The 25,540-nt window shown below is 28.0% G+C and carries 21 protein-coding genes and 1 riboswitch; of the genes, 4 read left to right on the top strand and 17 right to left on the bottom strand.

The features are described from left to right. On the top strand, positions 1-2,559 hold the full coding sequence (gene recJ, locus DYA59_RS02980) for a single-stranded-DNA-specific exonuclease RecJ (protein ID WP_115269227.1): 2,559 nt from the start codon (positions 1-3) through the stop codon (positions 2,557-2,559). A gap of 132 nt (positions 2,560-2,691) precedes the next feature. On the opposite strand, the gene DYA59_RS02975 is transcribed toward recJ, so the two are convergent. Then, a complete protein-coding gene (locus tag DYA59_RS02975) occupies positions 2,692-3,762 on the bottom strand; it encodes a M42 family metallopeptidase (RefSeq protein ID WP_115269225.1) in 1,071 nt (356 codons plus the stop codon). Positions 3,763-3,777: 15 nt separating this feature from the next. Then, positions 3,778-5,304 (bottom strand): ABC transporter substrate-binding protein, encoded by a 1,527-nt coding sequence (locus DYA59_RS02970; RefSeq protein WP_115269223.1) that lies wholly within the window; start codon positions 5,302-5,304, stop codon positions 3,778-3,780. A 177-nt stretch (positions 5,305-5,481) separates the two neighbouring features. Then, positions 5,482-5,623: riboswitch (cyclic di-AMP (ydaO/yuaA leader) on the top strand. A gap of 87 nt (positions 5,624-5,710) precedes the next feature. On the opposite strand from DYA59_RS02970, the gene DYA59_RS02965 reads away from it, so the two are divergent. Genes DYA59_RS02965 through DYA59_RS02955 form a run of 3 tightly spaced genes read left to right on the top strand, consistent with a single transcriptional unit; the run spans position 5,711 to position 9,817 of the window. Next, on the top strand, positions 5,711-7,294 hold the full coding sequence (locus DYA59_RS02965) for an ABC transporter permease/substrate-binding protein (protein WP_115269221.1): 1,584 nt from the start codon (positions 5,711-5,713) through the stop codon (positions 7,292-7,294). Between the two features lie 18 nt (positions 7,295-7,312). Next, on the top strand, positions 7,313-8,434 hold the full coding sequence (locus DYA59_RS02960) for an ABC transporter ATP-binding protein (RefSeq protein WP_115269219.1): 1,122 nt from the start codon (positions 7,313-7,315) through the stop codon (positions 8,432-8,434). A 27-nt stretch (positions 8,435-8,461) separates the two neighbouring features. After that, positions 8,462-9,817: a hemolysin family protein gene (locus DYA59_RS02955; protein WP_115269217.1), complete on the top strand. Its 1,356-nt coding sequence runs from the start codon at positions 8,462-8,464 to the stop codon at positions 9,815-9,817. A gap of 139 nt (positions 9,818-9,956) precedes the next feature. On the opposite strand, the gene DYA59_RS02950 is transcribed toward DYA59_RS02955, so the two are convergent. From DYA59_RS02950 to DYA59_RS02880, 15 genes are all read right to left on the bottom strand, one after another. Next, positions 9,957-13,340 carry an autotransporter family protein gene (locus DYA59_RS02950; protein ID WP_115269215.1) on the bottom strand — a complete coding sequence of 1,128 codons (3,384 nt, stop codon included), beginning with the start codon at positions 13,338-13,340 and terminating at the stop codon, positions 9,957-9,959. A gap of 233 nt (positions 13,341-13,573) precedes the next feature. Continuing rightward, complete coding sequence (locus DYA59_RS02945; protein WP_115269213.1) at positions 13,574-13,876, bottom strand: FMN-binding protein; 303 nt, start codon at positions 13,874-13,876, stop codon at positions 13,574-13,576. Positions 13,877-14,182: 306 nt separating this feature from the next. Then, positions 14,183-14,944, bottom strand: coding sequence for an alpha/beta fold hydrolase (locus DYA59_RS02940; RefSeq protein WP_172606938.1), 762 nt, complete (start codon positions 14,942-14,944; stop codon positions 14,183-14,185). 103 nt (positions 14,945-15,047) lie between these two features. Continuing rightward, positions 15,048-15,554 carry a hypothetical protein gene (locus DYA59_RS02935; protein ID WP_115269209.1) on the bottom strand — a complete coding sequence of 169 codons (507 nt, stop codon included), beginning with the start codon at positions 15,552-15,554 and terminating at the stop codon, positions 15,048-15,050. A 31-nt stretch (positions 15,555-15,585) separates the two neighbouring features. Continuing rightward, on the bottom strand, positions 15,586-15,888 hold the full coding sequence (locus DYA59_RS02930) for an FMN-binding protein (protein ID WP_115269207.1): 303 nt from the start codon (positions 15,886-15,888) through the stop codon (positions 15,586-15,588). A 227-nt stretch (positions 15,889-16,115) separates the two neighbouring features. Further along, on the bottom strand, positions 16,116-16,982 hold the full coding sequence (gene rfbA / locus DYA59_RS02925; RefSeq protein ID WP_115269205.1) for a glucose-1-phosphate thymidylyltransferase RfbA: 867 nt from the start codon (positions 16,980-16,982) through the stop codon (positions 16,116-16,118). A gap of 1 nt (position 16,983) precedes the next feature. Continuing rightward, positions 16,984-17,478 carry a GNAT family N-acetyltransferase gene (locus DYA59_RS02920; protein ID WP_172606937.1) on the bottom strand — a complete coding sequence of 165 codons (495 nt, stop codon included), beginning with the start codon at positions 17,476-17,478 and terminating at the stop codon, positions 16,984-16,986. Continuing rightward, complete coding sequence (locus tag DYA59_RS02915) at positions 17,465-17,851, bottom strand: sugar 3,4-ketoisomerase (protein WP_115269201.1); 387 nt, start codon at positions 17,849-17,851, stop codon at positions 17,465-17,467. Before DYA59_RS02915 ends, DYA59_RS02920 begins: the two co-directional genes overlap by 14 nt. Beyond that, positions 17,848-18,447 carry an acyltransferase gene (locus tag DYA59_RS09590; RefSeq protein WP_115269199.1) on the bottom strand — a complete coding sequence of 200 codons (600 nt, stop codon included), beginning with the start codon at positions 18,445-18,447 and terminating at the stop codon, positions 17,848-17,850. The genes DYA59_RS02915 and DYA59_RS09590 overlap by 4 nt, the downstream gene beginning before the upstream one ends. A 2-nt stretch (positions 18,448-18,449) precedes the next feature. Continuing rightward, complete coding sequence (locus DYA59_RS02905) at positions 18,450-19,544, bottom strand: DegT/DnrJ/EryC1/StrS family aminotransferase (protein ID WP_115269197.1); 1,095 nt, start codon at positions 19,542-19,544, stop codon at positions 18,450-18,452. A gap of 2 nt (positions 19,545-19,546) precedes the next feature. Then, entirely contained in the window at positions 19,547-20,965 is a 1,419-nt protein-coding gene (locus tag DYA59_RS02900) for an oligosaccharide flippase family protein (protein ID WP_115269195.1), read from the bottom strand. Further along, positions 20,955-21,875, bottom strand: a complete 921-nt coding sequence (locus DYA59_RS02895) for a glycosyltransferase (RefSeq protein ID WP_115269193.1) — start codon at positions 21,873-21,875, stop codon at positions 20,955-20,957. Before DYA59_RS02895 ends, DYA59_RS02900 begins: the two co-directional genes overlap by 11 nt. Next, positions 21,863-22,792 (bottom strand): glycosyltransferase family 2 protein, encoded by a 930-nt coding sequence (locus DYA59_RS02890; RefSeq protein WP_115269191.1) that lies wholly within the window; start codon positions 22,790-22,792, stop codon positions 21,863-21,865. Before DYA59_RS02890 ends, DYA59_RS02895 begins: the two co-directional genes overlap by 13 nt. Positions 22,793-22,795: 3 nt before the next feature. Next, complete coding sequence (locus tag DYA59_RS02885) at positions 22,796-23,869, bottom strand: mannose-1-phosphate guanylyltransferase (protein ID WP_115269189.1); 1,074 nt, start codon at positions 23,867-23,869, stop codon at positions 22,796-22,798. Between the two features lie 9 nt (positions 23,870-23,878). Beyond that, the gene (locus tag DYA59_RS02880; protein WP_245943711.1) at positions 23,879-25,522 is read right to left on the bottom strand and encodes a phospho-sugar mutase; all 1,644 of its coding nucleotides are present in this window, start codon (positions 25,520-25,522) and stop codon (positions 23,879-23,881) included. Between the last annotated feature and the right edge of the window lie 18 nt (positions 25,523-25,540).

Raw genomic sequence — 25,540 nt, 5'->3', positions numbered from 1 at the left:
ATGAGAAATACAAGGTGGATATATAAAAATATTCCTAATTTACTATCTAATCTTAACATTGATAGAGATATTTTAAATCTACTATACAATAGAGATATTAGAGATGAAGAGAAAATATATAAATTTATAAATACCTCTTTAGATAATATACACTCCCCACTTTTATTAAAAGATATGGATATAGCAATAGAAAGAATACTGCAAGCTAAAAAAAATAAAGAAGAGGTATGGATATATGGAGATTATGATGTAGATGGAATTACCTCTACCTCTTTGTGTTATCTTGCTCTATCAGAGATAGGAATTACCCCTAGATACTATATTCCTCTAAGAGATGAAGGATATGGACTCAACAAAGAAGCTATGGACTATATAAAATCTCAAGGGGGAAAGGTAATTATTACTGTAGACTGTGGTATCTCTGCTCATCCTGAGATAGAGTATGCCAACTCTTTAGGTTTAGAGATTATAGTTACTGATCACCACGAGATTAATAATGGCAATCCCCCAGCTTATGCTGTAATCAATCCCAAAAGAGAGGACAATCAGTTTCCTTTTAAATATATGGCTGGAGTAGGAACGGCTTTTATGCTTATCTATGCTCTCTTTGATAGACTAGAAAAAAAAGAGGAGTTATATAAATATTTAGATATTGTTGCAATAGGAACAGTAGCTGATATAGTGCCTCTTTTAGAAGAGAATAGAATCTTCACAAAATTTGGAATGGAGCAGCTTAATAAAAGTCATTGGCTTGGAATAAGTATGCTTATAAAAAAAATATTTGAAGATTATAAGACAAAAAAATTTAATACCTATGATATTGGATTTATTATAGCTCCAATATTTAATGCTGCTGGAAGATTAGAAGATGCTAAAAGAGCTGTAGAGTTATTTATAGAAAAAGACCATAGAGTATGTAGTGAGATAATAAATGAGCTTTTAAATAATAATGCTGAAAGAAAAGAGATACAGGAGATGATTTTAGAAAGAGCTCTTTTTAAAATCGAAAATGAAAAACTTTTTGAAGATAGTGTCTTAGTAGTAGCAGAGGAAGGATTTCATCACGGAGTAATTGGAATAGTCGCCTCTAAAATTTTAGATAGATACTATAAGCCTACTATCATCATGGAGATAAAACCAGATGAGGGTATAGCCACTGCCTCATGTAGAAGTATAGAGGGATTTAATATGATAGAAGCTCTCAATACCATGAAAGAACTTTTTGTGAAATATGGTGGACATGCTGGAGCAGCTGGATTTTCAATCAATATAGAAAATATAGATGAATTCTCTAAGAGAATAAATGAGTATGCTAAAGAAAATATTCCAGAGTCATCCTTAATAAAACCTGTAAAATTAGATATAACTATACCAGCCTATAAAATCTCCTACGACTTTATAGATAAAATTTCTCTTTTAGAACCTTTTGGTTTTGGTAACCCATCTCCACTTTTTGCTTTAAATAATTGTGAAATATCTGGAGTCCGTCCTATTGGTAAAGAGAAAAACCATACTATGTTTAATGTGAGAAAGGATAATCTTGAGATAAGAAATTGTGTTTGGTTTAGTAGTGATGATGTTTTTAATGAGATAGCTTCAATCTCTCATGCTGACATAGCCTTTAAATTAAAATTAGAAACTTTCAAAGATAGATATATGTATAAAATGTATGTGGAAGATATGCAGCTTCCTAGAAAAGAGGAGAATATCTATGAGAGATATAACTCTCTATATAATACAGTTTTTCCTATTGAAACAGTAATATATACTAGAAAAAAATTAGAAAACTCTGATTTAAAGTTAGTCTATCATGGCTATGAAGTAGATGTTACTCTCAATAGAAACTATCTGACTACACTCGATAATCAAACTGCTTATCTTCTACTGGAGATGAGAAAAAACTATGGATATAATTTTAAAGTTAGTATTAAAGATATCATTCTTAAAGAGGAAAATTACAATGTACACCTTGTAATAGATAGAGATTATGAGTTTGTATCCTATTCATTAAAGCAGGGAGAACTTTTTAGAGATATAAAAAATTTCCTACTTGGAGATTTTAACTATAACTCTGTACAGAAAAATATTCTTATTTCTGTATTCAAAGAGAAAAAAAATACTTTAGCTATTATAGAAAAAGGTAGAGGAATCAATACAGTTATACAAACTATTGGTTTGTACTATAAGAGTTTAGAAGAAAAGGTTCTCCTTATAACTGATGAAGTCCCTTCTAAAAAAACTTTAAGCTGTGTGGATATAGCTGATGATTTTCAAGAGGGATACTCTTTCTATATAGTTGGTAAAAAAATTGACTTTTCAATACTAAAAAATAAAAAATCTCTTATTTTCTCCTCTGAAAATATTGAAGTAGAGGGATTTAGCAAGATAGAAGATAGTTATACTATTCCTGAGAATATTATTTTTATGGAAGAAGGGTTGATCTCTAAGAAAAATATTTTCTCTAATATACTTCCTATAACTACTAGAAAAAATATTCTCGCTTCTTTGAATAAATACTCTGTGCTTTATTGTAGTAAAGATATATTGTTGTATTTATAAAATAAAATTTTAATAACTTATAAAAGCTAAAATTAAAGGTTTAAAAAAAAGAGCTGTTGTAAAAATTTTACAACGCTCCTTATTTTTATGGTAGTATATCTCTAACTACTAAATATAGCTATACTATCTCTTTTAAAAAGATTTTATTATATCCATAGTTAACTCTTCTATTATTCCTTTTGCTAAATCAATAGCTGATATCAAATCATCTATTGATGCATAAGAATAGTGAGTATGTATATATCTAGTTGGTATTCCTAGAACTAAAACTGGAATTCCTGTTTCAGATATATGATATTTACCACCATTAGTAGCCCCTTTTTCTCTAGCTATCACTTGATATTTTATTCCTCTTTTCTTAGCTATTTCTTTAGCAAACCTTAAAACTCTCGGATTAGATATCATTGCCCCATCTACAACTCTCAGTTGAACTCCTTTTTTTAAAGCCCCATGAGCTGATGAAGAATCTTTAAAACTGTCATCCGCTGGAGATCCTTCAAATACAATAGCAAAATCTGGTTTGACCCTATAAGCTGCTACTTGTGCTCCTCTTAGTCCTACTTCCTCTTGAGAAGCAAAAGCTCCTACTACATTTACATTACTTTTTCTATCTTTTAATGATGATAAAACTTCAATAGCAGCTACACAACCAAGCCTATTATCAAAAGCTTTTGCTCTCATAACCCCTATCTTCTCATCATAAGTAAATTTTACATCTGGAACTATTGGATTCCCTATCTCTATTCCATATAATTCAGTAGTTTCTTCATAACTACTAGTTCCTATATCTATTGTCAATTCTGACATCTTAGGAAGTCTTCCCTTTTCCTCCTCATTCATAAAATGAGGTGGCTTAGAGGTTACTGTTCCTAAATATTTTTCTCCTTTTTCATTTTTTATTACAACACTACTAGCTGGTATATTTCCTATATACCAACCTCCAAGTTGCAAAAAATTTATAGAGCCATTTCTATTGATATTCTCCACTATAAATCCTACCTCATCAGTATGACAATCAAGTGCTACTGTTGGTTTACTCGTATCTCTTTGAGCTAGCCCTGCATATAAGTTGTTCATTGAGTCTCTTTCAAAATCTAAAAATTCCAAATGAGATTTTATTTTTTCTATTACCTCATCTTCAAAACCTGGTGCACCAAAAGTATTAGTCAACTCTTCAGCTAAATTTATAAGTCTTTTTTTCATTTATATCCTCCAATTTTATTTATCTGATACTTTAAATTTTAGTTCATTGAAAAGAATATATGAAGTAGGTTTCATCCCCTCTACATATTTAGTAGAAGCCACTGTATTATTTGCATAATACATAGGAATAACTGGTACATCTGTATAGATTATATTAGCTACTTGTTTATATAATTCCTTTCTTTTTTCTACATCTATCTCTTTTTTAGCAGCATCTAATAATTTATCCATTTCTGGATTTACATATTGAGAACGGTTACCAGCTGATCCCAATTGTGAACTATGAAAATTAGGATAATATCCATAATCCCCATCATAAGTAGATGGACCCCAAGCTAAACTGAACATATCCAAGTCCCCTCTTCCTGTAGCTGTTAAAAAAGCCCCCCACTCTAAAGACTCTACTGTGACATCTAATCCTATCTCTTTTAACTGAGCTTGAATTATTTCTGACATTTGCATTCTAATAGGACTGTTACTTACTCCAATAGTTAATTTTGAACCAACTAAACCTTTTTCTTTTATTATTTTCTTAGCTTCTTCTGGATTATACTCCAAAGTTTTAGCTTCTGGAGTATAACCAAAAGTTCCTGGAGCTATAAAACTATTAGCTTTTTCTACCGAATCTAAAAGTATACTTTTTATTATTGCATCTCTATTTATTCCCATAGCTATTGCTCTTCTCACATCTTTATCCTTTAAGATTCCCTTAGCAGTATTTAATCCAACATAATTCACACTTATCCCACTATTTTCTTTATATAATAATTCTGAATTGTTCAATACAAGTCTTCTTGACTCTGCACTTAAATCTGCAGTCATATCTATTTCTCCAGTTTCTAATCCTATTACACTACTATTTTCTTCTGGAATAGCTCTTATCACAATATATTTAATAGATGGCTTATGTCCAAAATAATTATTGTTTGCTTCTAGTGTTATTCTATCTCCAACTTTCCAATCCTTATATTTATATGGTCCAGTCCCAACTGGATTATAAAAACCATCGTCTCCCTTCTCTTCATAATATTTTTTACTTATTATAGAGGCTGTCTTATGACTCAAATGAGCAAGTAATGGAGCAAATGGCTCACTTGTGTGAATTTTTATAGTATTTTCATCTACCACTTCTATATTGTCTATAAGAGTATATAGATGAGCTACTTTTGGTAATTTCTTAGCTCTTTCCAATGTAAACTTTACATCTTCAGCTGTAAATTTCTCTCCATTGTGAAATAGTACTCCTTCATTTAAATGAAATAATATAGTTCTATCATCTAATTGTTCCCAACTTTTTGCAAGACCTGGAACTATTTTTCCAGTCATCTCATCTATCTCTACTAATCTATCATAAATTACAGTAATAACCCTTTGTGAATATTGTTCAGTAGTATCTTGTGGATCTAATGTCTTTCCCTCAGATATTTGTGAAAACACTAACGTATCTTTCTCTGCTTGCTTTTCAGTTTTACTCGCTCCACCACAACCTGCAAGTAATCCCAACATTGCAAAAGATAACAAAATCATCATTTTTTTCTTCATACATCTCCTCCTTAAAAAGTTTATCAGTAAATTTTAATTATTTGTCTATTTATATCATACTTTCCTAAAAAAGTATAGTTTTTTTATTTTTATTTCATTTGAAAATTTTTTTTAAAGCTATAATAAACTTTAAATAAATATAATTTGACTGTTAATGAAAAATAATGTATAATATTTAAAAGTAATTTGCTTAATTTATATCTTAACTTTCAGATATAAAGCGGGGGACCCATAATTCTGGGGCGAATTTCCTTAGGGAATAGGATACTTTTCAATCCGAGTCCGACAGCTAACCTCGTCAGCATTGAAAAGAGTTCAGGCTTTTTTATTTGTACTAAAAAATTTAGTAGTTTAAAACACCCTAACTCTGTTAGGGTGTTTTTATACTATGCTTTAGGAGGTATATATGGATTTTTTTACTTATCTTATACAGGAACAAAATCAAATTCTATCTCTTTTGATAGACCATATAAATCTTACTGTGACATCTGTAACTTTAGCTATATTTATTGGAATTCCTATTGGAATACTAATAAGTCATTTTAAGACGATGAATAAGGCTGTGATGGGAATTGCTAACACTATTCAAGCTATTCCAAGTATGGCACTTTTAGGTTTTCTTATACCATTTCTTGGAATTGGAGTTATGCCATCAATATTTATGGTCGTTCTTTATTCACTACTTCCTATTATAAAAAATACATATACAAGTATTGAAGGAATAAACCCACAGATGATAGAAGCAGCAGAAGGAATAGGACTTACAAAATTGCAAGTTCTCTTTAAAATACAGATTCCTATGGCACTTCCTGTTATCATGGCTGGTGTACGTATATCAGCTGTAACTGCCGTTGGACTTATGACTATTGCAGCATTTGTAGGAGCAGGTGGACTTGGATATTTAGTCTTTTCAGGTATCAGGACTGCTAACAGCTATCAAATATTAGCTGGAGCTATCCCTGCTTGTCTTTTAGCTCTTTTTATAGATTGGAGTGCCTCTATAATTGAAAGGCTAGTTGTCCCTAAAGGAATTATAAAAGAAGATTCTGAAAACAAAACTGTTTCATTATTTGAAAAGATTATATTTTCTTTTTGTATAATAGCTATACTTTTTTCTACTGGAAAAACTCTTTTCGAAAAATTTTCTGAAAGCAAGATTAAGAGTATAACAGTAGCAAGTAAAGATTTTACAGAACAGATTATACTTGGAAATATGATTTCAGAATTGATAGAAAATAAAACTGATATAAAAGTCAATAGAAAACTTGCTCTTGGAGGAACTCAAATTATATTTGGAGCTATAAACTCTGGAGAAGTAGATATGTATCTTGATTATACTGGTACTATTTTAATAGATGTCTTAAAACATGACCCTATATCTGAGAATATAAAATCTAATGATGTGTATGATATAACTAAAAAAGAGATTGAGGATAAATATAAACTCTATGTTGGAGCTGAATATGCATTTAACAACACATTTGCGCTAGCATTAAGAAAAGATACTATTACAAAATATAATCTTAAAACTATAAGTGATTTATCAAAAGTAAGTTCTCAACTTGTTCTTACTCCTACATTTGAATTCACAAATAGAGATGATGGTTATCCAGGACTTGCTAAAAACTATAAATCTTTAATTTTTAAAGATATTATATCTATGGACGGAGCACTTCGTTACCAAGCAATAGATAGTGGAAAAAGTGATGTAATTAATGCATTTTCTACTGATGGACTGATTGATACTTATGATTTGGTACTTTTAGAAGATGATAAAAATTTCTTTCCTCCATATCATGCTGTTCCATTAGTTAGAAGAGAAATTATTGAAAAATATCCAGAATTAAAAGAGATTGTTAATTCTCTATCTGAAATACTTACTAATGAAGTTATGAGAAAATTAAACAATGAGGTAGATACCGAGAAAAAAGATCCTCAAGTTGTAGCACATGAATTTTTACTTGAAAATAACTTGATATTAGAAAAATAATTGCTTAGGAGGTATATTATGATAGAGTTTATAGGAGTTAATAAAATATTTAAAAATAATATTGTTTTACATGATGTAAATTTAAAAATTGATGATAAAAGTATCACTGTTTTCATAGGTCCATCTGGATGTGGAAAAACAACTACACTTAAGATGATAAATGGTCTCATTAAACCTACTTCTGGAAAAATTTTAATAGATGGAGAAGATATCTCTAAAAAAAATATAATTCAACTGAGAAGGGGTATAGGATATGTTATACAACAAACTGGCCTTTTTCCTCACATGACAATAAAAGAAAACATTGAACTTGTAGCTAAACTTGAAAAAGTTCCAGAAGAAAAAAGAGTTGAAAAAGTTAAGGAACTTATGGAAATGGTAGGTTTATCTTACGATAAATTTGCTAATAGATACCCTAGGCAACTAAGTGGTGGACAACAACAAAGAGTTGGTATAGCTAGAGCTTTTATGACAAATCCAGATATAATACTTATGGATGAGCCATTTTCTGCACTTGATCCAATTACTCGTTCACAACTACAAGATGAACTAATAAATATACAAACACAGTATAAAAAGACTATCATTTTTGTTAGTCATGATATGGATGAAGCTATTAAGATTGCCGATAAAATTTGTATCATGGGTACTGGAAAAGTAGTTCAACATGATGATCCAGAAACAGTTTTAAAAAATCCAGTAAATGATTTTGTAAGTAATTTTGTAGGAAAAAATAGAATCTGGTCATCTCCAGAATATATCAAAGTAAAAGATATCATGCTAGATACCCCTATTACTTGCTCTACTGAAATTACATTATTCAAATGTATGAGAAAAATGAGACATGAAAGAGTAGATTCACTTTTAGCTATTGATAGAAAAGGAAAATTTGAAGGAATAATTAGTGGTGAACTTATACAAAAAGAAAAGGATCACTATAAACCTGTAAAAGAGATATTAGAATTTCCAAAATTCACAACTGGGCCAGAAAATTCCATAATAGATGTACTAAAGATTGTCAATGAAAATAGTCTTTCAAGCCTTCCAGTTGTAGATGAAAATGGAATTTTAAAAGGTATCATTACTAAAACAAGTTTAGTAACTACATTAAGTCAACAATTTGACATCACTGTCAATTAAATTATATTTATAAGGAGGAATTTTAAAATGGACACGGATCCCCAATTTAATCTTTTTTTAAATCTTTTATTTTTAGTCTTTTTAACTATGACAAACGCTTTCTTTGCTTGTACAGAGATAGCTATGGTTTCCATCAACAAAAACAAAATCAATCTACTTGCAGAAAATGGAAACAAAACAGCTAAGCTTATACAAAAAGTTTTAGAAGAACCTACAAATTTCTTATCAACTATTCAAGTTGCTATAACTTTGTCTGGATTCTTTGCCAGTGCATCAGCTGCTACTGGATTTGCTGAGGTCTTAAGTAAAAGACTAGTTATCTTTAATCTTCCATACACAAAGGAGATTTCCATTATTATTGTAACTATAATTTTATCTTATTTTACACTTGTATTTGGAGAACTAGTTCCAAAAAGAATAGCTCTACATAAAGCTGAAGCTATAAGTATGTTTGCTATAAGGCCTATATATGTAATAGCAAAAATTACCTTTCCTTTTATAAAGTTGCTATCTTTTTCAACTAATACTATACTTCGTCTACTTGGGTTTAAGATAGATAATATTGAAGAGCAAGTATCTGAAGAAGAGATAAAATCACTTCTTGAAGTTGGACAATTACATGGAGTTTTTAATAAAACAGAAAAAGATATGATTACTTCTGTTCTTTCATTTGATAATAAATCTGCAAAAGAGATTATGACTCCAAGAATTGATACCTATATGATAGATATCAATGCTCCACTAGATGAGTACCTAGATGAACTTTTAAATAAAAAATATTCGAGAGTTCCAGTATTTGACAAAGAGATTGATAATATAGTTGGTATTTTGTTCATAAAGGATTTTATTTTAGAAGCCAGAAAAAAAGGGTTTGATAATGTAGATATTCGCTCTATAATAAGAGAACCTTATTTTATCCCAAAAACTAAAAAAATAGATGTGCTTTTTAAAGAGATGCAGACCTCTAAAATATTTATGGCTATTATTATAGACGAATATGGTGGTTTTTCTGGAATAGTTACTATGGAAGATTTGATAGAAGAGATTGTAGGTTCAATTGAAGAAGATTATGAGGATAAGGAGCCTAAAATGACTCTTTTAGAAGAAAATACTTATCTTGTAGATGGACTTTTCTCGCTTGATACTCTTAACTATGAACTAGGATTAAATCTTCATTCTGATAACTATGATACACTATCTGGATTTATAATAGGAGAACTTGAGAAAATACCAAATGAAGAGGAAAATATTATCCTTGAATATAATAACGTAACATTAGAGGTACTCAAGGTAAAAGATAAAAGAATTACCCAGGTAAAATTGATACTCTCTCATAAGGAGTTAGATACTGAAACAACTGAAGAGAGTATCTCAGATTTTTAAAAAATAATATATTTAAAAAATAATATATTTAAAAAATAATATATTTAAAAAATAATATATTTAAAAAATAATATATTTAAAAAATAATATATTTAAAAAATAAAGAGCAAGTTGGCTAAGCCACTTGCTCTTTTATTTTCTAAAATTTGTATCCTAATCCTGCTCCTATTCTCCATTCTCCTTTATTTGTACGTTTTGTATCTCCTATATTTATATCTTTTTCAAAACCATAGTCTACACTAAAATCAAATGAGAGTCCATTTCCTGCTTCTATTCCATATTTAGCTTTCACTCCAATTCTATCTCCACCTTTTCCAGCTACTAGAAGATTAAAATCAGAACCTCCATTAAATCTAGCAGTTATTTTTTCATTTTCATTTCCACTTGACATTTTTTCATAGTAAGTACCTAAACTTAGGCTTTGTTTAACACTAGTAAAATGAAAATCCTTTCTTAAATCTACTCCAAATCTTAAAGTTGTATAGTCAAAATCTTTTGAATCAGTTTGTATAGAAAGAGCTCCACTTTCGTTTACACCATCTTGTGAAATATTGATATAATTTAATCTAATACTTGGTTCTATATAAAGATTTTTTGTAAGCATATAAGAATATTTAACATCTGTATAAAGATTCAATGTCTTATCATTGTAATCAGCTGCATAAGTTCTTATCTTGTCAACTCCTGAGATACTTCTATCTGCTGTATAATCTCCATATTGATAACCTATTCCAGCTAATAATCTAAAGTTTCCTACATATTTTTTCATAAATCCACTCAAATATACCCCTGTTCCATCAACTTTGGAGTAATTAGCTAGTTTACTTTCTAAGTTATTAGCACCAAAAAGTAATCCTAATGAGAATGTATCACTAACGCCATATTCCCCAATTGCATACAATCCAGTTAATGTATTTTCTACATCATTTATTCTCTCTTTAGTATCCCATGTATATTTATTTTGTCCAAAATAGCTATTTTCTATATCTCCAGCTAAATGTGAAAATCCTCCAAATACGCTCCATTTTTTATTATTAGGTCTTAAATCTTTATCCATTATAATATTACTAAAGTTTTCTACAGATTTCCTTGAAAGTTCTGAGGATAGTGAGTACGGTGTTGCAGTATATACTTCAGCCAAGAAATTAAGTAAATTTGCTTCTTGTTCAGTCGCCATTGCCCTCATTCTTGCATTACTTCCTATTAATTTTTTTAGTTCTGTGACATTTTCAGGATTTGCTACAATACTCATATATATGTCGTTTAAACTATTATAATTAATAGCTTCAGGTAAATTTGGGTCTATCGGCGGATCTGTTGGATCTGGATTAGGGTCTGGATCTGGATCAGGCTCTGGGTCTGGATCAGGTTCTGGGTCTGGATCAGGCTCTGGATCTGGATCAGGTTCTGGGTCTGGATCAGGTTCTGGATCTGGGTTTGGATCTGTAGCATTTACAATTACATCTTCCAAATTTTTACCTATTTCTATTTCTATATCACCATCAAATGTTACTTCTACTTTATCAAGAATACTACTTGTTCCGAAAGCTACGTTACTAACATCTATCCCCTTCATATCAATTATAGTATTTTCTCCTACTTCTGAAGAGATAAGATTTATTTTCCCTGTACTTTCCTTAGTTCCTAATCCAGAGATTTTAAGACCTGTATTTCCTGTAAGAGAATGTGTGAAATTTCCATTTTCATTCTTTAGTTTAAGTCCTAGCTCTTTTCCCTCTCCAATTTCTATATTTTTTGCACCAGTTACTTTTGCTGTTTCAAATAAGGTTACATCCTCATTTATATTAATATTTTCTACTCCAGAAATATCATCAAAAATAGTCATAGTAGAAGTATTTTCAGTGCTAGCATTTGCAGCATAACTTTTTTCTGCTTGAACTTTTTCTCCAAAATTTATAGTGTCTTCTCCTTCTGACAGATCTATTTTTCCATTTAACTTAGTATCTCCCATTACTGTTAAAGTATCAGCGCCTTTTCCTCCTTTTATAATTGCAGAAGAGGATAAAAGTACTCCTGTATTATCATATTTTCTATCTATTCCTCCATTTACTGTACTGTTATTTAAAGTTAAATTTCCTCCACTCTCTCCAAAAACTATAGCACTTGTATAGGCATTTACAGTTACATTATCAAGACTAGCATTTTCTCCAGTTACCTTAACTGTATCTGTTATCCCATTATAAATTGTATTACTTACTTCTCCAGTTACTTCTATACTATTTGTTCCAATAGTTTTTTCACTTTCTTTTTTCTCTGAAGCATTTTTTACAGTAAAAGTTGTTCCATCTATATTGACAGTTGAATTATTATTTCCAGTTTTTAATATCGTATAATCATTTTCACCATTAACTTTTACTTTTAATCCATTATCAGTCATATCTGATGCTTTACTTTCTGTCTCTTGTAACAATAATCCATAATTTTTTCCACTTCCTAATACAGCTTGCCTTTTTCCATAAATAATTCCCCTATTAATAAATTCGCTTGGTGATTTAGATAAAAGTACACCATACATTACTGGATAGTTTTTTGTATCATTTGTACCACTATAAATAATTCCATTATTTCTTAATTTTTTTGTATTACTTCCTGAATATGTTTCTATACCTATATAATAAGAATTCCCTGGAATATATACAAACCCTTCTATTATTCCATTATTTTCTATACTATCTATGCTCCCATTTGAATATATACCTGTTATAATAATAGAATTTCCTATTGGTCCTTCAGCTATTATATTAGTAGTAAGTCTTCCATTATTTGTTATATTTCCTATTTTTTTTCCTTCACCATTATGTATAATATCTGCCCTAGTTACTTTCTTTTGCTCCTTATTTAAGCTCATCATCATTATTCCATTATTTTCTATATTTCCTATTTTAGAATCATCTTCTGGTAATCCAGCATTAGATATTAACTTACCTTCATCCCTTTGATATAATTCCATAAGCATCTTATTGTTATTTACAATACTATCAATGTTTGAGCTATTATTAATTAAATATCTAGCTTCAGACTTTAAAACTCCATTATTTTCTATTTTCTTTATACTGCCATCATTCATTATTCCATAATTTATGAAACTCTTTCCAGTTTCAAAATTTCCATTTATTGTTATATTTCCTACAGTTCCACGATTGTCAATCAAATAGTTCATCCATTCTGTTGCATCAGTTTTTATGTCACCATTAATTACTATATCAATATTTGAATTTGTAACTGTATTCTCTATTCTTAATCCTTTTAAAATACTTCCTGTATCATTAAGATGAATATCTTTATTAATTTCCAAAATATTATCTATTATTTCAGTTTTATCATTACCACTATTATAATAATATTTTCCATCTGTATACTCTATCTTTCCTCCAATAATTGTTTCAATTGTACTCCCATATGATACACTCCCAAGTAATATCATTACTATAGTGGACAATTTCAAATTCATTCCCTTATTTTTATAGTACCTTTTCAAATTTTTTATAAATCTTTCTTTCATCTTCTCATCCCCTATATTTTTAAATAACTCTCCAATCTTTTTATTACTCCTTATTCTTTAGTTTGTCAAGCACTTTTTTCCTAAAAAAGACGAACTTCTCATAAATTGTTATTCTCAACAAATTATTTTTTATAAATTCAAAAAATAAAAAAGGACATTCCTTAAAATCAAAGAATATCCAAAAATTACAAAATAATTCTATTCAATTTAAAGTGTATAATAAAAATATAAGACTATTTTCCTAAAGCGTTGTTTAATGCTTCTTTAAATCCTTTTGAAGTTCTACTTGCTCCAGCTACATTATCTATATCAGCACTTTGTTTTACAAGAGCTTGCTCAATCAATTTTGGTAGTGCTTTCCCTCCTATATTAGCACTCTCTTTGCATTCAAGTACTTTAATATCAACTATTTTATCTCCTTCTACTTCTACTCCTAATTTTATATCTCCCTTGTATCCTTTTCCTACTCCTTCTTTTACTTCTGCAGAAATAGCTACTACTGATAGAACTGCCATCATAAATAATATTTTTTTCATTTGCACCACCCTCATATAATATATTTGTAGAATTTTCTACTTCTAAATTTCAAATTTAATTAAAGATAAAAAAGCTACTTGTATCATTGCCAATTTATATTTTATCAAACTTAAAATTTATTTGGTATTATTATAGCACATAACCTGATTAAAATCAATATAACTTTACTATTTAAGTATAAAAATAACAAATAAAATTATTAATTAAAATCACGTTATTAATTTTTAATTTTAAAAAAACTTCTCATTCTAAAATTTTAAAATATTATTCATGTAAATACTATTTCCGAACTTCCATCTCAGTACTTAATTTAAAAAAGTTAAAAATTCTAATGCTACTTTATTAAAATATCTAAAATTATCAATATTACACATATGACCTGAGTTATTTATCACTAATAATTCCTTATTTTTCTTTCCTTTAATATATTCTTTTGTTTTCTTTATAAAAAGATAATCTTCATCTCCATAAATATATAAACTAGGAATTTCACTATTTGAATTAAAAGTATTATAAAAATTTTTATGATCTACTATCAATTGAAACCATCTAAAGAAATTTTCTCTTTTCATTTTTTTGGCTTCTGCAATAAAAATTAATCTAGATTTTTTTTGAGTAGGTATAATTATATAAGCAAAGAGGGTATATAGAAAAGAGTGACTAGAAAATTTCTTTATAACTTTCCCTACATTCAATAAAAATGTATGAAAATAATTTAATTTTGTAACAGCAGCACCATATACAACACCTTTTATCTTTATCCTATTCTCTTTTATAAGTAAATCTACTATTACATTTCCTAGACATACTCCTAATAAATAAGTACTTTCAATATTTTCCTTTTTTAATACCTCATAAATTTCTTTAGTGACTGTATCTATATTTAAAGCTAATATATCCATATCTTGACTACGTCCATGACCAGGTAAATCAAGAGTCAATAAGTTAAAATATTTTTGAAATTCCTTAATTTGTCTATAAAAAGCTTTCGAACTTCCTCCTAGAGGATGAATTAAAATTAACCACTCTTTTTCAGGACTTTTCCCATAAACTTTGTAATAAAGCACTATTTTCTCCTTCTATCTCTAAATAAATTCAAGTAAAATAAAAGGGAACACTCTTTTTTTAAGGCTGTTCCCATTGGTAACTAATATTATGTAATTATCATATTTAGAATAATTTATAACCAAAAACCAAAGAAATTTGTTCTAAATTATCTTTACCTCTATTATCTCCATTGATTTTTGTATTGGAATAAAGTGCTTCAACTTGTAAAGAAGTAAAATTAGCTCCTATTCCTATTCCATAATACCCTTTTCCCTCTGGATTTGAATTTCCAACACTTTCATCTGTAATTAATGTTGTTCCATATTTTAAAGTTAGATATGGTTCAAATATAATTGGGATAGGAGTAATTCTTGCTACTAAATATACAGGAATCGTTCCTATATCACTACCACCAGTTTTTCCATTAAAAGCAATTCCAGCACCTACATCTGCAAACAAGAGTCCTTGTGTTACCTCAGCCCCAAGCACAGGTGCATAATGAGAGAAAGCCTTCTCTTCTTTATTATATGAAGCCACTCCACTGATAGCTCCAACTCTTATATAACTATCTATAGCAAAAGTCATTGATCCCATAACAATTACCAATATTAAAGTTAATATTTTTTTCATAGAAAAACCTCTTTTCTTCTAAATTTAAAAACTATTTTCCTAAAGCATTAGCTAATGCTTCTCTAAATCCTCTTGAAGTATTACTTGCTCCAGCTACAGTATCTACCTCTACAGTTTGTTTTGCAATAGCTTGCTCAATTAATTTAGGTAGTGCCTTTCCACCTATTCTAGGAGTTTCTTTAGACTCAAGCACTTTGATATCAACTATCTTATCTCCTTCTACCTCTACAGATAATTTTATATCTCCTTTATATCCTCTTCCTACTCCTTCTTTTACTTCAGCTGAAATAGCTACTACTGATAAAACTGCCATTAATAATAATATTTTTTTCATTTGCACCATCCTTAAAATATATTTATAAGATTTCAAAATTCTATTTGAAGTTATTGTAACATACTGGGGAATTAAAGTCAAATGATTCTTTACTTATTTGGTATAGTAAATTTTTTAATAATTAAAATCTCCACTAAGATTTTAAAATTTATCTTAAATTTAATTCTTTATTAAAAAATCCTTTTATCTCAAGAATTCTAATATTCCATTACTATTAAAAAGCATACTCATTCATTAGCTATCTCTATTAAATATTTTCCATAATCTGTTTTTAATAATGGAGCCGCTAACTTAAATAACCTTTCTTTGCTTATCCATCCATTCCTATATGCTATCTCTTCTATACAAGCTACATAATTTCCTTGTCTCTCTTGCACTGTTTCTATAAAATTGGATGCTTGTAATAGATTCTTATGTGTTCCTGTATCTAACCAAGCAAATCCTCTTCCCAATAGATTTACTTTCAGAGTTTTCTCTTCTAAATATAATCTATTTAAATCAGTTATCTCTAATTCACCTCTTTTACTTGGCTTTATACTTTTAGCTTTCTCTACTACACGATTATCATAAAAATAAAGTCCTGGCACTGCATATTTAGATTTTGGATTCTCTGGTTTTTCTTCTAATGAAATTACATTTCTATCTTTATCAAATTCTACCACACCATAAGATCTAGGATCTTTTACTAAATAACCAAAAATCTCTGCTCCTTTTTCTAATTTAGCTGCTTTTCTTAAGATAGGTGAAAAAGCTTGTCCAAAAAAGATATTATCTCCTAGAACTAAAGCTACACTTTCATCTCCTATAAACTCTTCTCCTATTATAAATGCCTCTGCTAAACCATTTGGCTTTTCTTGTACTTTATACTCTATTTTCATTCCAAGTTCACTACCATCTTGTAGTAATTCTTTAAAACATCTTAGATCTCTAGGAGTAGAAATTATTAATACCTCTCTTATCTCTGCCAGCATAAGTACAGAAAGAGGATAATATATCATTGGTTTATCATATATTGGTAATATTTGTTTTGATACGCTTCTTGTTAATGGATATAATCTTGTTCCACTTCCTCCTGCTAATATTATTCCTTTCATTTTATCCCAACCTTCTCAAATAATAATAGTTTTTATCATCTTCCTTTATTCTAATGAATTTATTTTTTTCATAAATATGTATCGCTTTATAATTTTCCTTTCTAACATCTAGATAAACTTTTTCTAATTTTAACTCCTTCGAAATAAAATTTAAAGAAAGATCTATTACTTCATTAGAAGCTCCTTCTGGTCTTATCTTATCTAATATAAAACTTCCCCAAGTAGTTTCCTTACTCTTATAATTGATATTATAAATTCTTACTGTTCCACAAGAAAGTCCATTTTTATTTTCAACTATAAAATAAAACTCTTCTTTTTTCTCTTCACGAAGTTTATAATTTTTAATCCATTGTATTTGCTCGTTAATATTTACACTCGTTAGTGATATAAATCTTGAGATATTTTCGTTTGTTCTCAAATTCATAATAAATTTAGCATCACTTTCTTTGACTAACCTTAAATCAATTAAATTTCCTTCTAATTTAATTTTTTTCATAAATATATTCATCCTTTATATATTCTGAATCAGATAAAACTAACAGTACACAATCTTCAGAAAAATTATACATATCTTTCCAGATCATTCTATCGAGATATAAGCCTTTAGTTGCAGAGTCAAGTTTAAAATTTTCCTCTATTTTTTCTTTCATATCATAAACTTTAACTTCACAACTCCCCATTAAACATATTAATATAAATCTTGAAATTCTATTTGCATGTTGCCCTCTTACAACTCCATTTTTTGTTCCATAAATATAAAATATTCTTCTAATATCAAAAGGAATATTTTTATTATTTTCTATGGCAACTAGTTTTCCGTTTTCATCTCCAAATTCATCAAAATTAATTAATTTATATTTTTCCTTCATTCATTTACCTCTATTTTTTTTACTATTTTAGCTGGATTTCCTTGAATAATTACATTCTCTGGAAAAATTCCCTTCACAACACTATTAGCTCCAACTATTGAATTTTTTCCTATTAGCGTCCCAGGTAGTATAACAACATTATTTCCTAACCAAACATTCTCTTTTATTTCTATTCCTCTTGCTGTTCCTGGTAAACTTCTTTCATCGACTTTAATCCCATGTCCATTATGATCCATTATTACAACATCTCTACCGATTAAAGTTTTATCTCCTATTTTTATAAATTTCCTACTACATAAAAAAATATTATTATTAGTAGCTACATTATTTCCTATTTCTATTTTTGCTTCCTTACTTCTTGTTTGTATTTCTATTTCTCCATTTTTAAATCTTCCACCATATCTAAAACCAAAGGAACAATTTTCTCCAATTATTACCGTCCCCCCCCCCCCCCCATTTTTCAACTTTAATGGTTGATAAAATTTTGTTTTTTTACCTATTTTTATTATTCCATCAAACCATATTTTATTAATTATATTTTTCCTCCAAATAATTTCAAAATATATTCTTCTCAATATCTTTTTTAATATCTTCATTACTATCCCTCGTAGCTATTAATCTTTTCTATTACATAATCCAATTCCTCTTTAGTCATTCCATTATAAAGAGGTAAACTTAAAACTGTTTCTGCATACTTTTCTGTTATTGGAAAATCTCCTTTTTTATGCCCTAAATATCTATAAGCTTCTGACAAATGAGGTGGTATTGGATAATGTATAACACTTCCTATCCCATTCTTCTCTAAATATTTCTGAAATTTATCTCTACTATTAACTCTAACTACAAATAAATGCCAAACATGTGTACAATTTTCTCTTACTCTAGGTAAAGTTATTAATGGATTTTTTATCTCCTTCAAGTATCTTTCAGCTATTTGTTTTCTTTCTTCCTCTAGTTCAAAAATATGACTTAGTTTCACTCTTAATAGCCCTGCTTGTAATTCATCTAATCTTGAGTTATAACCAACCACTTCATTATAATATCTTTTTTCACTTCCATAGTTTCTTAAAACTCTAAAATCTCCCTCTAATTTTTCATCTCCAGTAGAGATAGCTCCTCCATCCCCGAAACATCCTAAATTTTTGCTTGGATAAAAACTAAAACATCCAATACCAAAAGTTCCTACCATTTTATTCATATACTTAGCTCCATGAGCTTGAGCACAATCTTCAATTAATTTTATATTATATTTTTCACAAAGCTCTAATATTTTTTCCATATTAGAAGCTTGTCCATATAAATGAACTACTAATATTGCTTTTGTTTTATCTGTTATTTTTTCTTCTATTTTGTCTATATCAATGTTATAATATTCATCTGGTTCTACAAAAATAGGAGTTGCACCATTCATAGTTATTCCCATTACTGAAGCTATATAGGTATTTGCCTGAACTATTACTTCATCTCCTTCTTTTATACCTAGAGCTCTAACTGTCATGACAATAGCATTCAAACCATTATCTACCCCTATTGTTGTTGGAATATTTAAATATTTAGCAAACTCTTCTTCAAAAGACTTTACTTCTGGACCTAATACATACCAACCTTTTCTTAAAATTTCTAAAGCTTTTTTCTCGTATTCTTCTTGGTATAGATAAAATTGTCTATCAAGTGTATTAAATGGTACTTTCAACTTTATTTCCTCCTAATTAATAATTTTTTTAAATCTTTTAAATAAAATAAAAGTATAGTTATTAAAGTAATTCCATAAATTAACTTATAAGATATATATTCCTTAAGAAAAAAATCTAAATATATTCCAACTGTAGCTAATATACTTACCAATAAAAATCTTTTAGATATTATAAATAACTTATACCTATAACAAATTAAACACATTATAATTACAGATACTATATAACTATTTAAAGTTGAAAAAGCTGCTCCTTTTATTCCATGACTTTTTATAAAAATAAAATTCAGTAATATATTTAATATTGCTCCTAAAAGTAAAGCTAAAGTCACTAAATAACTTTTTTTTATTACTATTACTTGATTTCCTACTGTTTGATATAACATAAGTATTAGGGGTGATAAAAATAAAAAAGCAAACACTTCCTCTCCTCTTACATACTCTCCTTTTAGAAAAAAATTAAAAACTGGAGATATAAAAGGCTGAGAACATATATAAATAAAAATACTTATTATTCCTAAATATTCAAATACTTTTGAATTAGTTTCTACTTGCTTTTCATCTTTCATTGTAGAAAAAGAAAAATAACTCCATCCACCTGCAAAAGCTGAATATATTAATTGACTTACAGAAGATACTTTTGAACCAACTGTATATATTCCTAGTTCTGAAGCGCCTAATAATCTATTTATCATTATTCTATCCATGGAAGAAAATATCCAATAAATTAAAAATGTTGGAACTAATGGTAAACCTATTTTTAATAACTCTTTAGCTATTTTTTTATCAAATATTTTTATAGAAAAATCTCTTCTATTTAAATAATAAAAACTCATAACTGAGATTAAAGACATTCCTATCGTTCCATAAATTAAAGCTTCATAAGTATAACCTAATCTTATTGACACTATTGTTATTAGAAATCCCAACACTGGAAATGTTATACCTCTTATTAAATATATTCTTCTCTGATTCCTCATTCTTGTTGGAGCTGCTACAATTCCATTTATAGCTGATAAATATATCCCTATTGCTGATAATATAACCAAATTTGAGTATTCTAAACTTCCAAATATTTGTTTCCCTACAAAATTTTTAAAAATAACTACTCCAACCATTATTATAAATCCAGAAAATAATACTATATTCATTCCTGTTGCTGTTACTCTCTTTTGATATTCTTTATTATTCTTATCCTCAAAATATTCTCTAAATATAGCATCATACATTCCTAAAATAGCTAAAGCACTCCCAAAAGAAATTATTAGATTAAACATATCTGCAATTCCATAAGCACTAGGATCTACCAATAATCTTGTGATGATAGGTAATGTTATAAATGGCAAAGCTTTTTCTAACATAGAAAGTCCACCATAGAATATGAAATTTTCTAAAAATAGTTTTAATTTATTATTTTTCATCTTTCAAAATCCAATTCTTTAATTTCTTTTTTAAATAATATAAATCAAAACTTTTTAAAAAACACATAAAAGCTCTTGATGGAATATTTAATCTATTATTAAATATTTTTATAGATAAATCATAAATAAAAAATTCATACCTATAATGCATTTTTAGAAAAAATGATATATTTTGTTCTATATAATATTTGTATACAAGCTTTTGTGAATTATAAAATTTTAAATTTCTTATATTTATTTGAGTATTTGAAACACTTTCTCCAACTCTATATTTAACAGTTTTCTTAGGCATATAATAAATTGGTATTCCTAATTTAGTTACTTTTAAAAAAAAAGGATAATCTTCTATCATTGGTATTCTTTCATCAAAAAAATCTATCTTTTTCAAAAATTCTTTTTTTATAAAAGAAGTTACACTACATATATAAAATTTCTTTAAAAGTTCATTATATTGCTCTTTAGCATTATAATTAAACTTTTTAATATCTCTTTTTGATGGTGAAACTTTATTTAAAATTCCTTTATCTGAAAAATACTGTGCAATTGAAGTCAATACTAAAATATCCTTATTTTTTTTTATCCACTCTACATTATCATTTAAACAATTCTTTAGCAATATATCATCTGCTGCTATTATCTTTATCCATTCTCCTTTTGCTCTTATCAACCCTTTATTTATATTTTTAACTATTCCCTCATTTGAGAGAGCACTTATTACCATTATATTTTCAGAAAGTATACTGGTTTTATTTTGCCATTCTTTTATTATTTTCAATGTATTATCATTAGAAGCATCATCCACAATTATTACCTCAAAATTTTTATAAGTTTGAGCTTCTACACTCTTTAATGTTTCTAATATTGTTTTTTCAGAATTATAACTACAGATAATTATACTTATATAATACATTTTTTTACAAATCCTTTCTTTCTCAATTTATTTTTCAGAAATCTACTTCCTTGTATAAATACAAATTTTATCTTCAAAGTATTTTTTGAACTTTTTACATAATTTTTATCTTTTAAAAATTCATAATTTTTATCTAAAAATTTATTATTATTTACTATAGTCCAGTAATACCACATTAATCTCCCTAATATTCCTCTTTTATGTGCACCCCCAGTAGCTATATTTCTTGGATAATTAATACCAATAGCTCTAGAATCAAACATGATTTTTCTTCCTTTCTTATTCAGTTGTAAAATAAAATCAGTTTCTTCTCTATAACAATTATTAGTGTACCTTTTGTCAAATCTAATATCATCCGTTAATATATTTTTTCTTACTAGTATATAAGCTTGTGTTACAGGCACACAAATTGGTTTTTCAAAATATTGTCTAAAATTAAATATATCCTTTTCAAAGTTCACAACTTCACTCTTTAGATATTCAATATTACTCTTCATTATAAATTTTTCATAATTTTCTATATTCTCCTCTATTTCTGCATATAATGATCTTGCTCCTACAACATCAGCTTTATATTTTTCTAGTGTTTCTACCAAATAATTAATTGAATTAGGTATTAATATTGCATCATCATCTCCAAAATACACATAATCTATTTCCTTACCTAAAAGTTCAATTCCTTTATTTTTAGCTACTTGCTGTTTACTATTTTTTTCTAGTTTATAATACTTAATTATAGGATAACTTTCTTTTAGTTTTTCAACAACATTTGTAGTATTATCAACTGAAAAATCATCAACTATAATAATTTCTTTTATCCAAAAATTTTCTCCTATTTGTTCTGCATACGATGGAATAGTCTTTTCTAACAAATGACCTCTATTGTATGTAGGAATTATTATTGCTACCTTTTTCATTATTTATCCTTTCATTATTTTCTTAATATCCTGTGTTCTATCTTTTCTTGTTATTAATAATTTATCTTTCTTTTTTACTATTACTAAATCATTTATTCCAAGTAGTGATATCTCTACATCATCAGATATTACTATATTATCTTTTGAATCTAAGTTTCTTATTTTTTGTCCTCTTACTACATTTCCATTTTCATCTTTTGGAAATATTTCATCAAAAGCATTAAAGCTTCCAATATCGTTCCAATCTATATCTACAGGTATTACTCTAATATTTTTAGAGTATTCCATTATTCCAAAATCTACTGATATTTTTTCAAATTTTTCAAAGTATGATTTTACTATTTGACTTAACTCTTCTCCATACAAATTTTCTTTCAACTGTTTTCTTATCTCATTAAAAACTTCTGTGTGCTCTTCCATAAGTACTTCAAAGTTTTTAAATATAGTTTCAGTTGTAAAGATAAACATTCCACTATTCCATAAGTATTTCCCACTAGCTAGATAACTTTCTGCTACTTCAAGACTTGGTTTCTCTCTAAATCTTTTTACTTTACATATAGAGTTAAGTTCCATAGTTTCATCTTTTACCTCTATATATCCATATCCTGTTTCTGGTTTAGATGGTTTTATTCCAAGTGTTACTATTACTCCATTATTTCTTGCTTCCTCTGCGCCTTTTAATATCGCATATCTAAATTCATCTTCTTTTTTAATAAGATGGTCTGATGCAAGAACTATCGTTTCTATCTTCTCTCCAATTTCTAATTTATCTTTAAATCTATTTTCTATTATCAAAGAAGTATAGCCAATAGCTGCTGCTGTATCTTTAAAAGCTGGTTCTATCACTATATTTTCCTTTGGTATATCTGATAGCTCTTTTTCTATTTCTTTAGCTTGAATAATATTAGTAGCTACAAATATATTTTCTGGTTTTATGATAGGAAGAATTCTATCAACTGTTTCTCTTATCATAGTTTTATCTGAAAATATTTTTAATAGTTGTTTTGGTCTTTCTGGTGTAGATAGTGGCCAAAATCTCTCTCCACTTCCACCAGCCATGATAATTGCTGTCAGCATAGCTTCCTCCTAATCTAACAATGATTGCATATACTCTTTTAGTTTTTCTAATAAATCTTGTAACTTTTTATCAGCTTTTTCTTTAGAAATATCTTTAGTATAAATATAGTATTTTATCTTTGGTTCTGTTCCAGATGGTCTAATAGTTATATAGCTTCCATCTTCTAATATATATTGAATTACATTTGATTTTGGTAAACCCAATTCATCATATTTATAGTCATATCTAGTAACTACTTTTTTTCCTAAAAACTCTTTAAAATCTTGTTTTCTTAACTCTGACATCATTTTTGATATCTCTTCTTGTCCTTTTTCTCCTATTCTAGTTACTGGATAAGTTATCTCACTATACCAACCATACTTATCATATAGCTTATTTAATTCTTTTAATGGAGTAGTACCTACACTTTCAAAGTAAGAACACATCTCTACTATTAACATTACTCCAAGTATTCCATCTTTATCTCTTACATAATCTCCTTTAAGATATCCTATTGATTCTTCCATTCCAAATAGGAAAGTATTATTATATTTTCTTTCTTCAAATTCTCTAATTTTTTCTCCTATATATTTAAATCCTGTAAGAGTTCTGAAAACTTTTAAATTATAGTCTTTAGCTAATAAATCTAACATTGGAGTAGTAACAATAGTTGAAACTATTGCGCTATTTTTTTTAATATTTTTACTATTTTTTAGAATATATGATAATAAAAGAGCTCCTATTTGATTTCCATTAAAATATATCCATTCTCTATCTTCTTTTACCATCATTCCTGTTCTATCAGCATCTGGATCATTTGCTATACAGATATTTGCTCTCTTTTTCTCAGCTAACTTAATAGCTAAATCAAATACTGATTTCTCTTCTGGATTCGCATAATGACAAGTAGGAAACTCTCCATTAGGTTCAAATTGCTGATCTACTACATAGATATTTGTATATCCTAATTCTTCTAATAATCTCTTTACTGGTCTACCACCTGTTCCATGAAGTGGAGAATATACTATTTTAATATCTTTGGGTAAATTATTTAGAACAGATTCTTTTTTTATACTTTCTAAGTATTTAGCATCTAACTCATTTGATAATATTGTAAGTAATCCATTTGCTAAAGCTTCATCTTTAGTAATTATCCTTACATCATCAAATTCACCGGTATTATTTACCTCTTTTATTATTCCACTAGCTTGTGGTTCTACTAGTTGTCCCCCATCTTTCCAATATACTTTATATCCATTGTATTCTTTAGGATTATGAGAAGCTGTAATCATTACTCCAGCTTGACATTTTAATTCTCTTACAGCAAAAGATAGTTCTGGAGTACTTTTGATACTATCAAATAGATAAGTCTTTATTTTATTAGCACATAGAACTAAGGCTGTTCTTTCAGCAAATTCTACTGAATTTACTCTACTATCGTATCCTATTACTATACCCTTGGATTTTCCTGACTCTCCACTAGTTTTAATAAGGTAGTTAGCTAAACCTTGAGTAGCTTTTCCAATCATATATTCATTCATACGATTAGTACCAATACCCATTATTCCTCTCATACCACCTGTACCAAACTCTAGGTATTTAGAGAAATTATCTTCATTTTGTTGAATAGAAATATTTAATTCATCTTGCCACTTTAAAAGATTTTTCTTCATCATTTACTCCAATTTATT

Origin of the sequence: Fusobacterium necrogenes, assembly GCF_900450765.1 — a bacterium.
GTDB lineage: Bacteria > Fusobacteriota > Fusobacteriia > Fusobacteriales > Fusobacteriaceae > Fusobacterium_A > Fusobacterium_A necrogenes.
The sequence above is the reverse complement of the archived record's forward strand: the minus strand, read 5'-3'. Positions and strand labels throughout refer to the sequence as shown.

Coding starts and splice junctions, on each gene's coding strand:
- recJ (WP_115269227.1), top strand. CDS start 1: ATGAGAAATACAAGGTGGATATATAAAAATATTCCTAATTTACTATCT.
- DYA59_RS02975 (WP_115269225.1), bottom strand. CDS start 3,762: ATGAAAAAAAGACTTATAAATTTAGCTGAAGAGTTGACTAATACTTTT.
- DYA59_RS02970 (WP_115269223.1), bottom strand. CDS start 5,304: ATGAAGAAAAAAATGATGATTTTGTTATCTTTTGCAATGTTGGGATTA.
- DYA59_RS02965 (WP_115269221.1), top strand. CDS start 5,711: ATGGATTTTTTTACTTATCTTATACAGGAACAAAATCAAATTCTATCT.
- DYA59_RS02960 (WP_115269219.1), top strand. CDS start 7,313: ATGATAGAGTTTATAGGAGTTAATAAAATATTTAAAAATAATATTGTT.
- DYA59_RS02955 (WP_115269217.1), top strand. CDS start 8,462: ATGGACACGGATCCCCAATTTAATCTTTTTTTAAATCTTTTATTTTTA.
- DYA59_RS02950 (WP_115269215.1), bottom strand. CDS start 13,340: ATGAAAGAAAGATTTATAAAAAATTTGAAAAGGTACTATAAAAATAAG.
- DYA59_RS02945 (WP_115269213.1), bottom strand. CDS start 13,876: ATGAAAAAAATATTATTTATGATGGCAGTTCTATCAGTAGTAGCTATT.
- DYA59_RS02935 (WP_115269209.1), bottom strand. CDS start 15,554: ATGAAAAAAATATTAACTTTAATATTGGTAATTGTTATGGGATCAATG.
- DYA59_RS02930 (WP_115269207.1), bottom strand. CDS start 15,888: ATGAAAAAAATATTATTATTAATGGCAGTTTTATCAGTAGTAGCTATT.
- rfbA (WP_115269205.1), bottom strand. CDS start 16,982: ATGAAAGGAATAATATTAGCAGGAGGAAGTGGAACAAGATTATATCCA.
- DYA59_RS02920 (WP_172606937.1), bottom strand. CDS start 17,478: ATGAAAAAAATTAAATTAGAAGGAAATTTAATTGATTTAAGGTTAGTC.
- DYA59_RS02915 (WP_115269201.1), bottom strand. CDS start 17,851: ATGAAGGAAAAATATAAATTAATTAATTTTGATGAATTTGGAGATGAA.
- DYA59_RS09590 (WP_115269199.1), bottom strand. CDS start 18,447: ATGAAGATATTAAAAAAGATATTGAGAAGAATATATTTTGAAATTATT.
- DYA59_RS02900 (WP_115269195.1), bottom strand. CDS start 20,965: ATGAAAAATAATAAATTAAAACTATTTTTAGAAAATTTCATATTCTAT.
- DYA59_RS02895 (WP_115269193.1), bottom strand. CDS start 21,875: ATGTATTATATAAGTATAATTATCTGTAGTTATAATTCTGAAAAAACA.
- DYA59_RS02890 (WP_115269191.1), bottom strand. CDS start 22,792: ATGAAAAAGGTAGCAATAATAATTCCTACATACAATAGAGGTCATTTG.
- DYA59_RS02885 (WP_115269189.1), bottom strand. CDS start 23,869: ATGCTGACAGCAATTATCATGGCTGGTGGAAGTGGAGAGAGATTTTGG.
- DYA59_RS02880 (WP_245943711.1), bottom strand. CDS start 25,522: ATGAAGAAAAATCTTTTAAAGTGGCAAGATGAATTAAATATTTCTATT.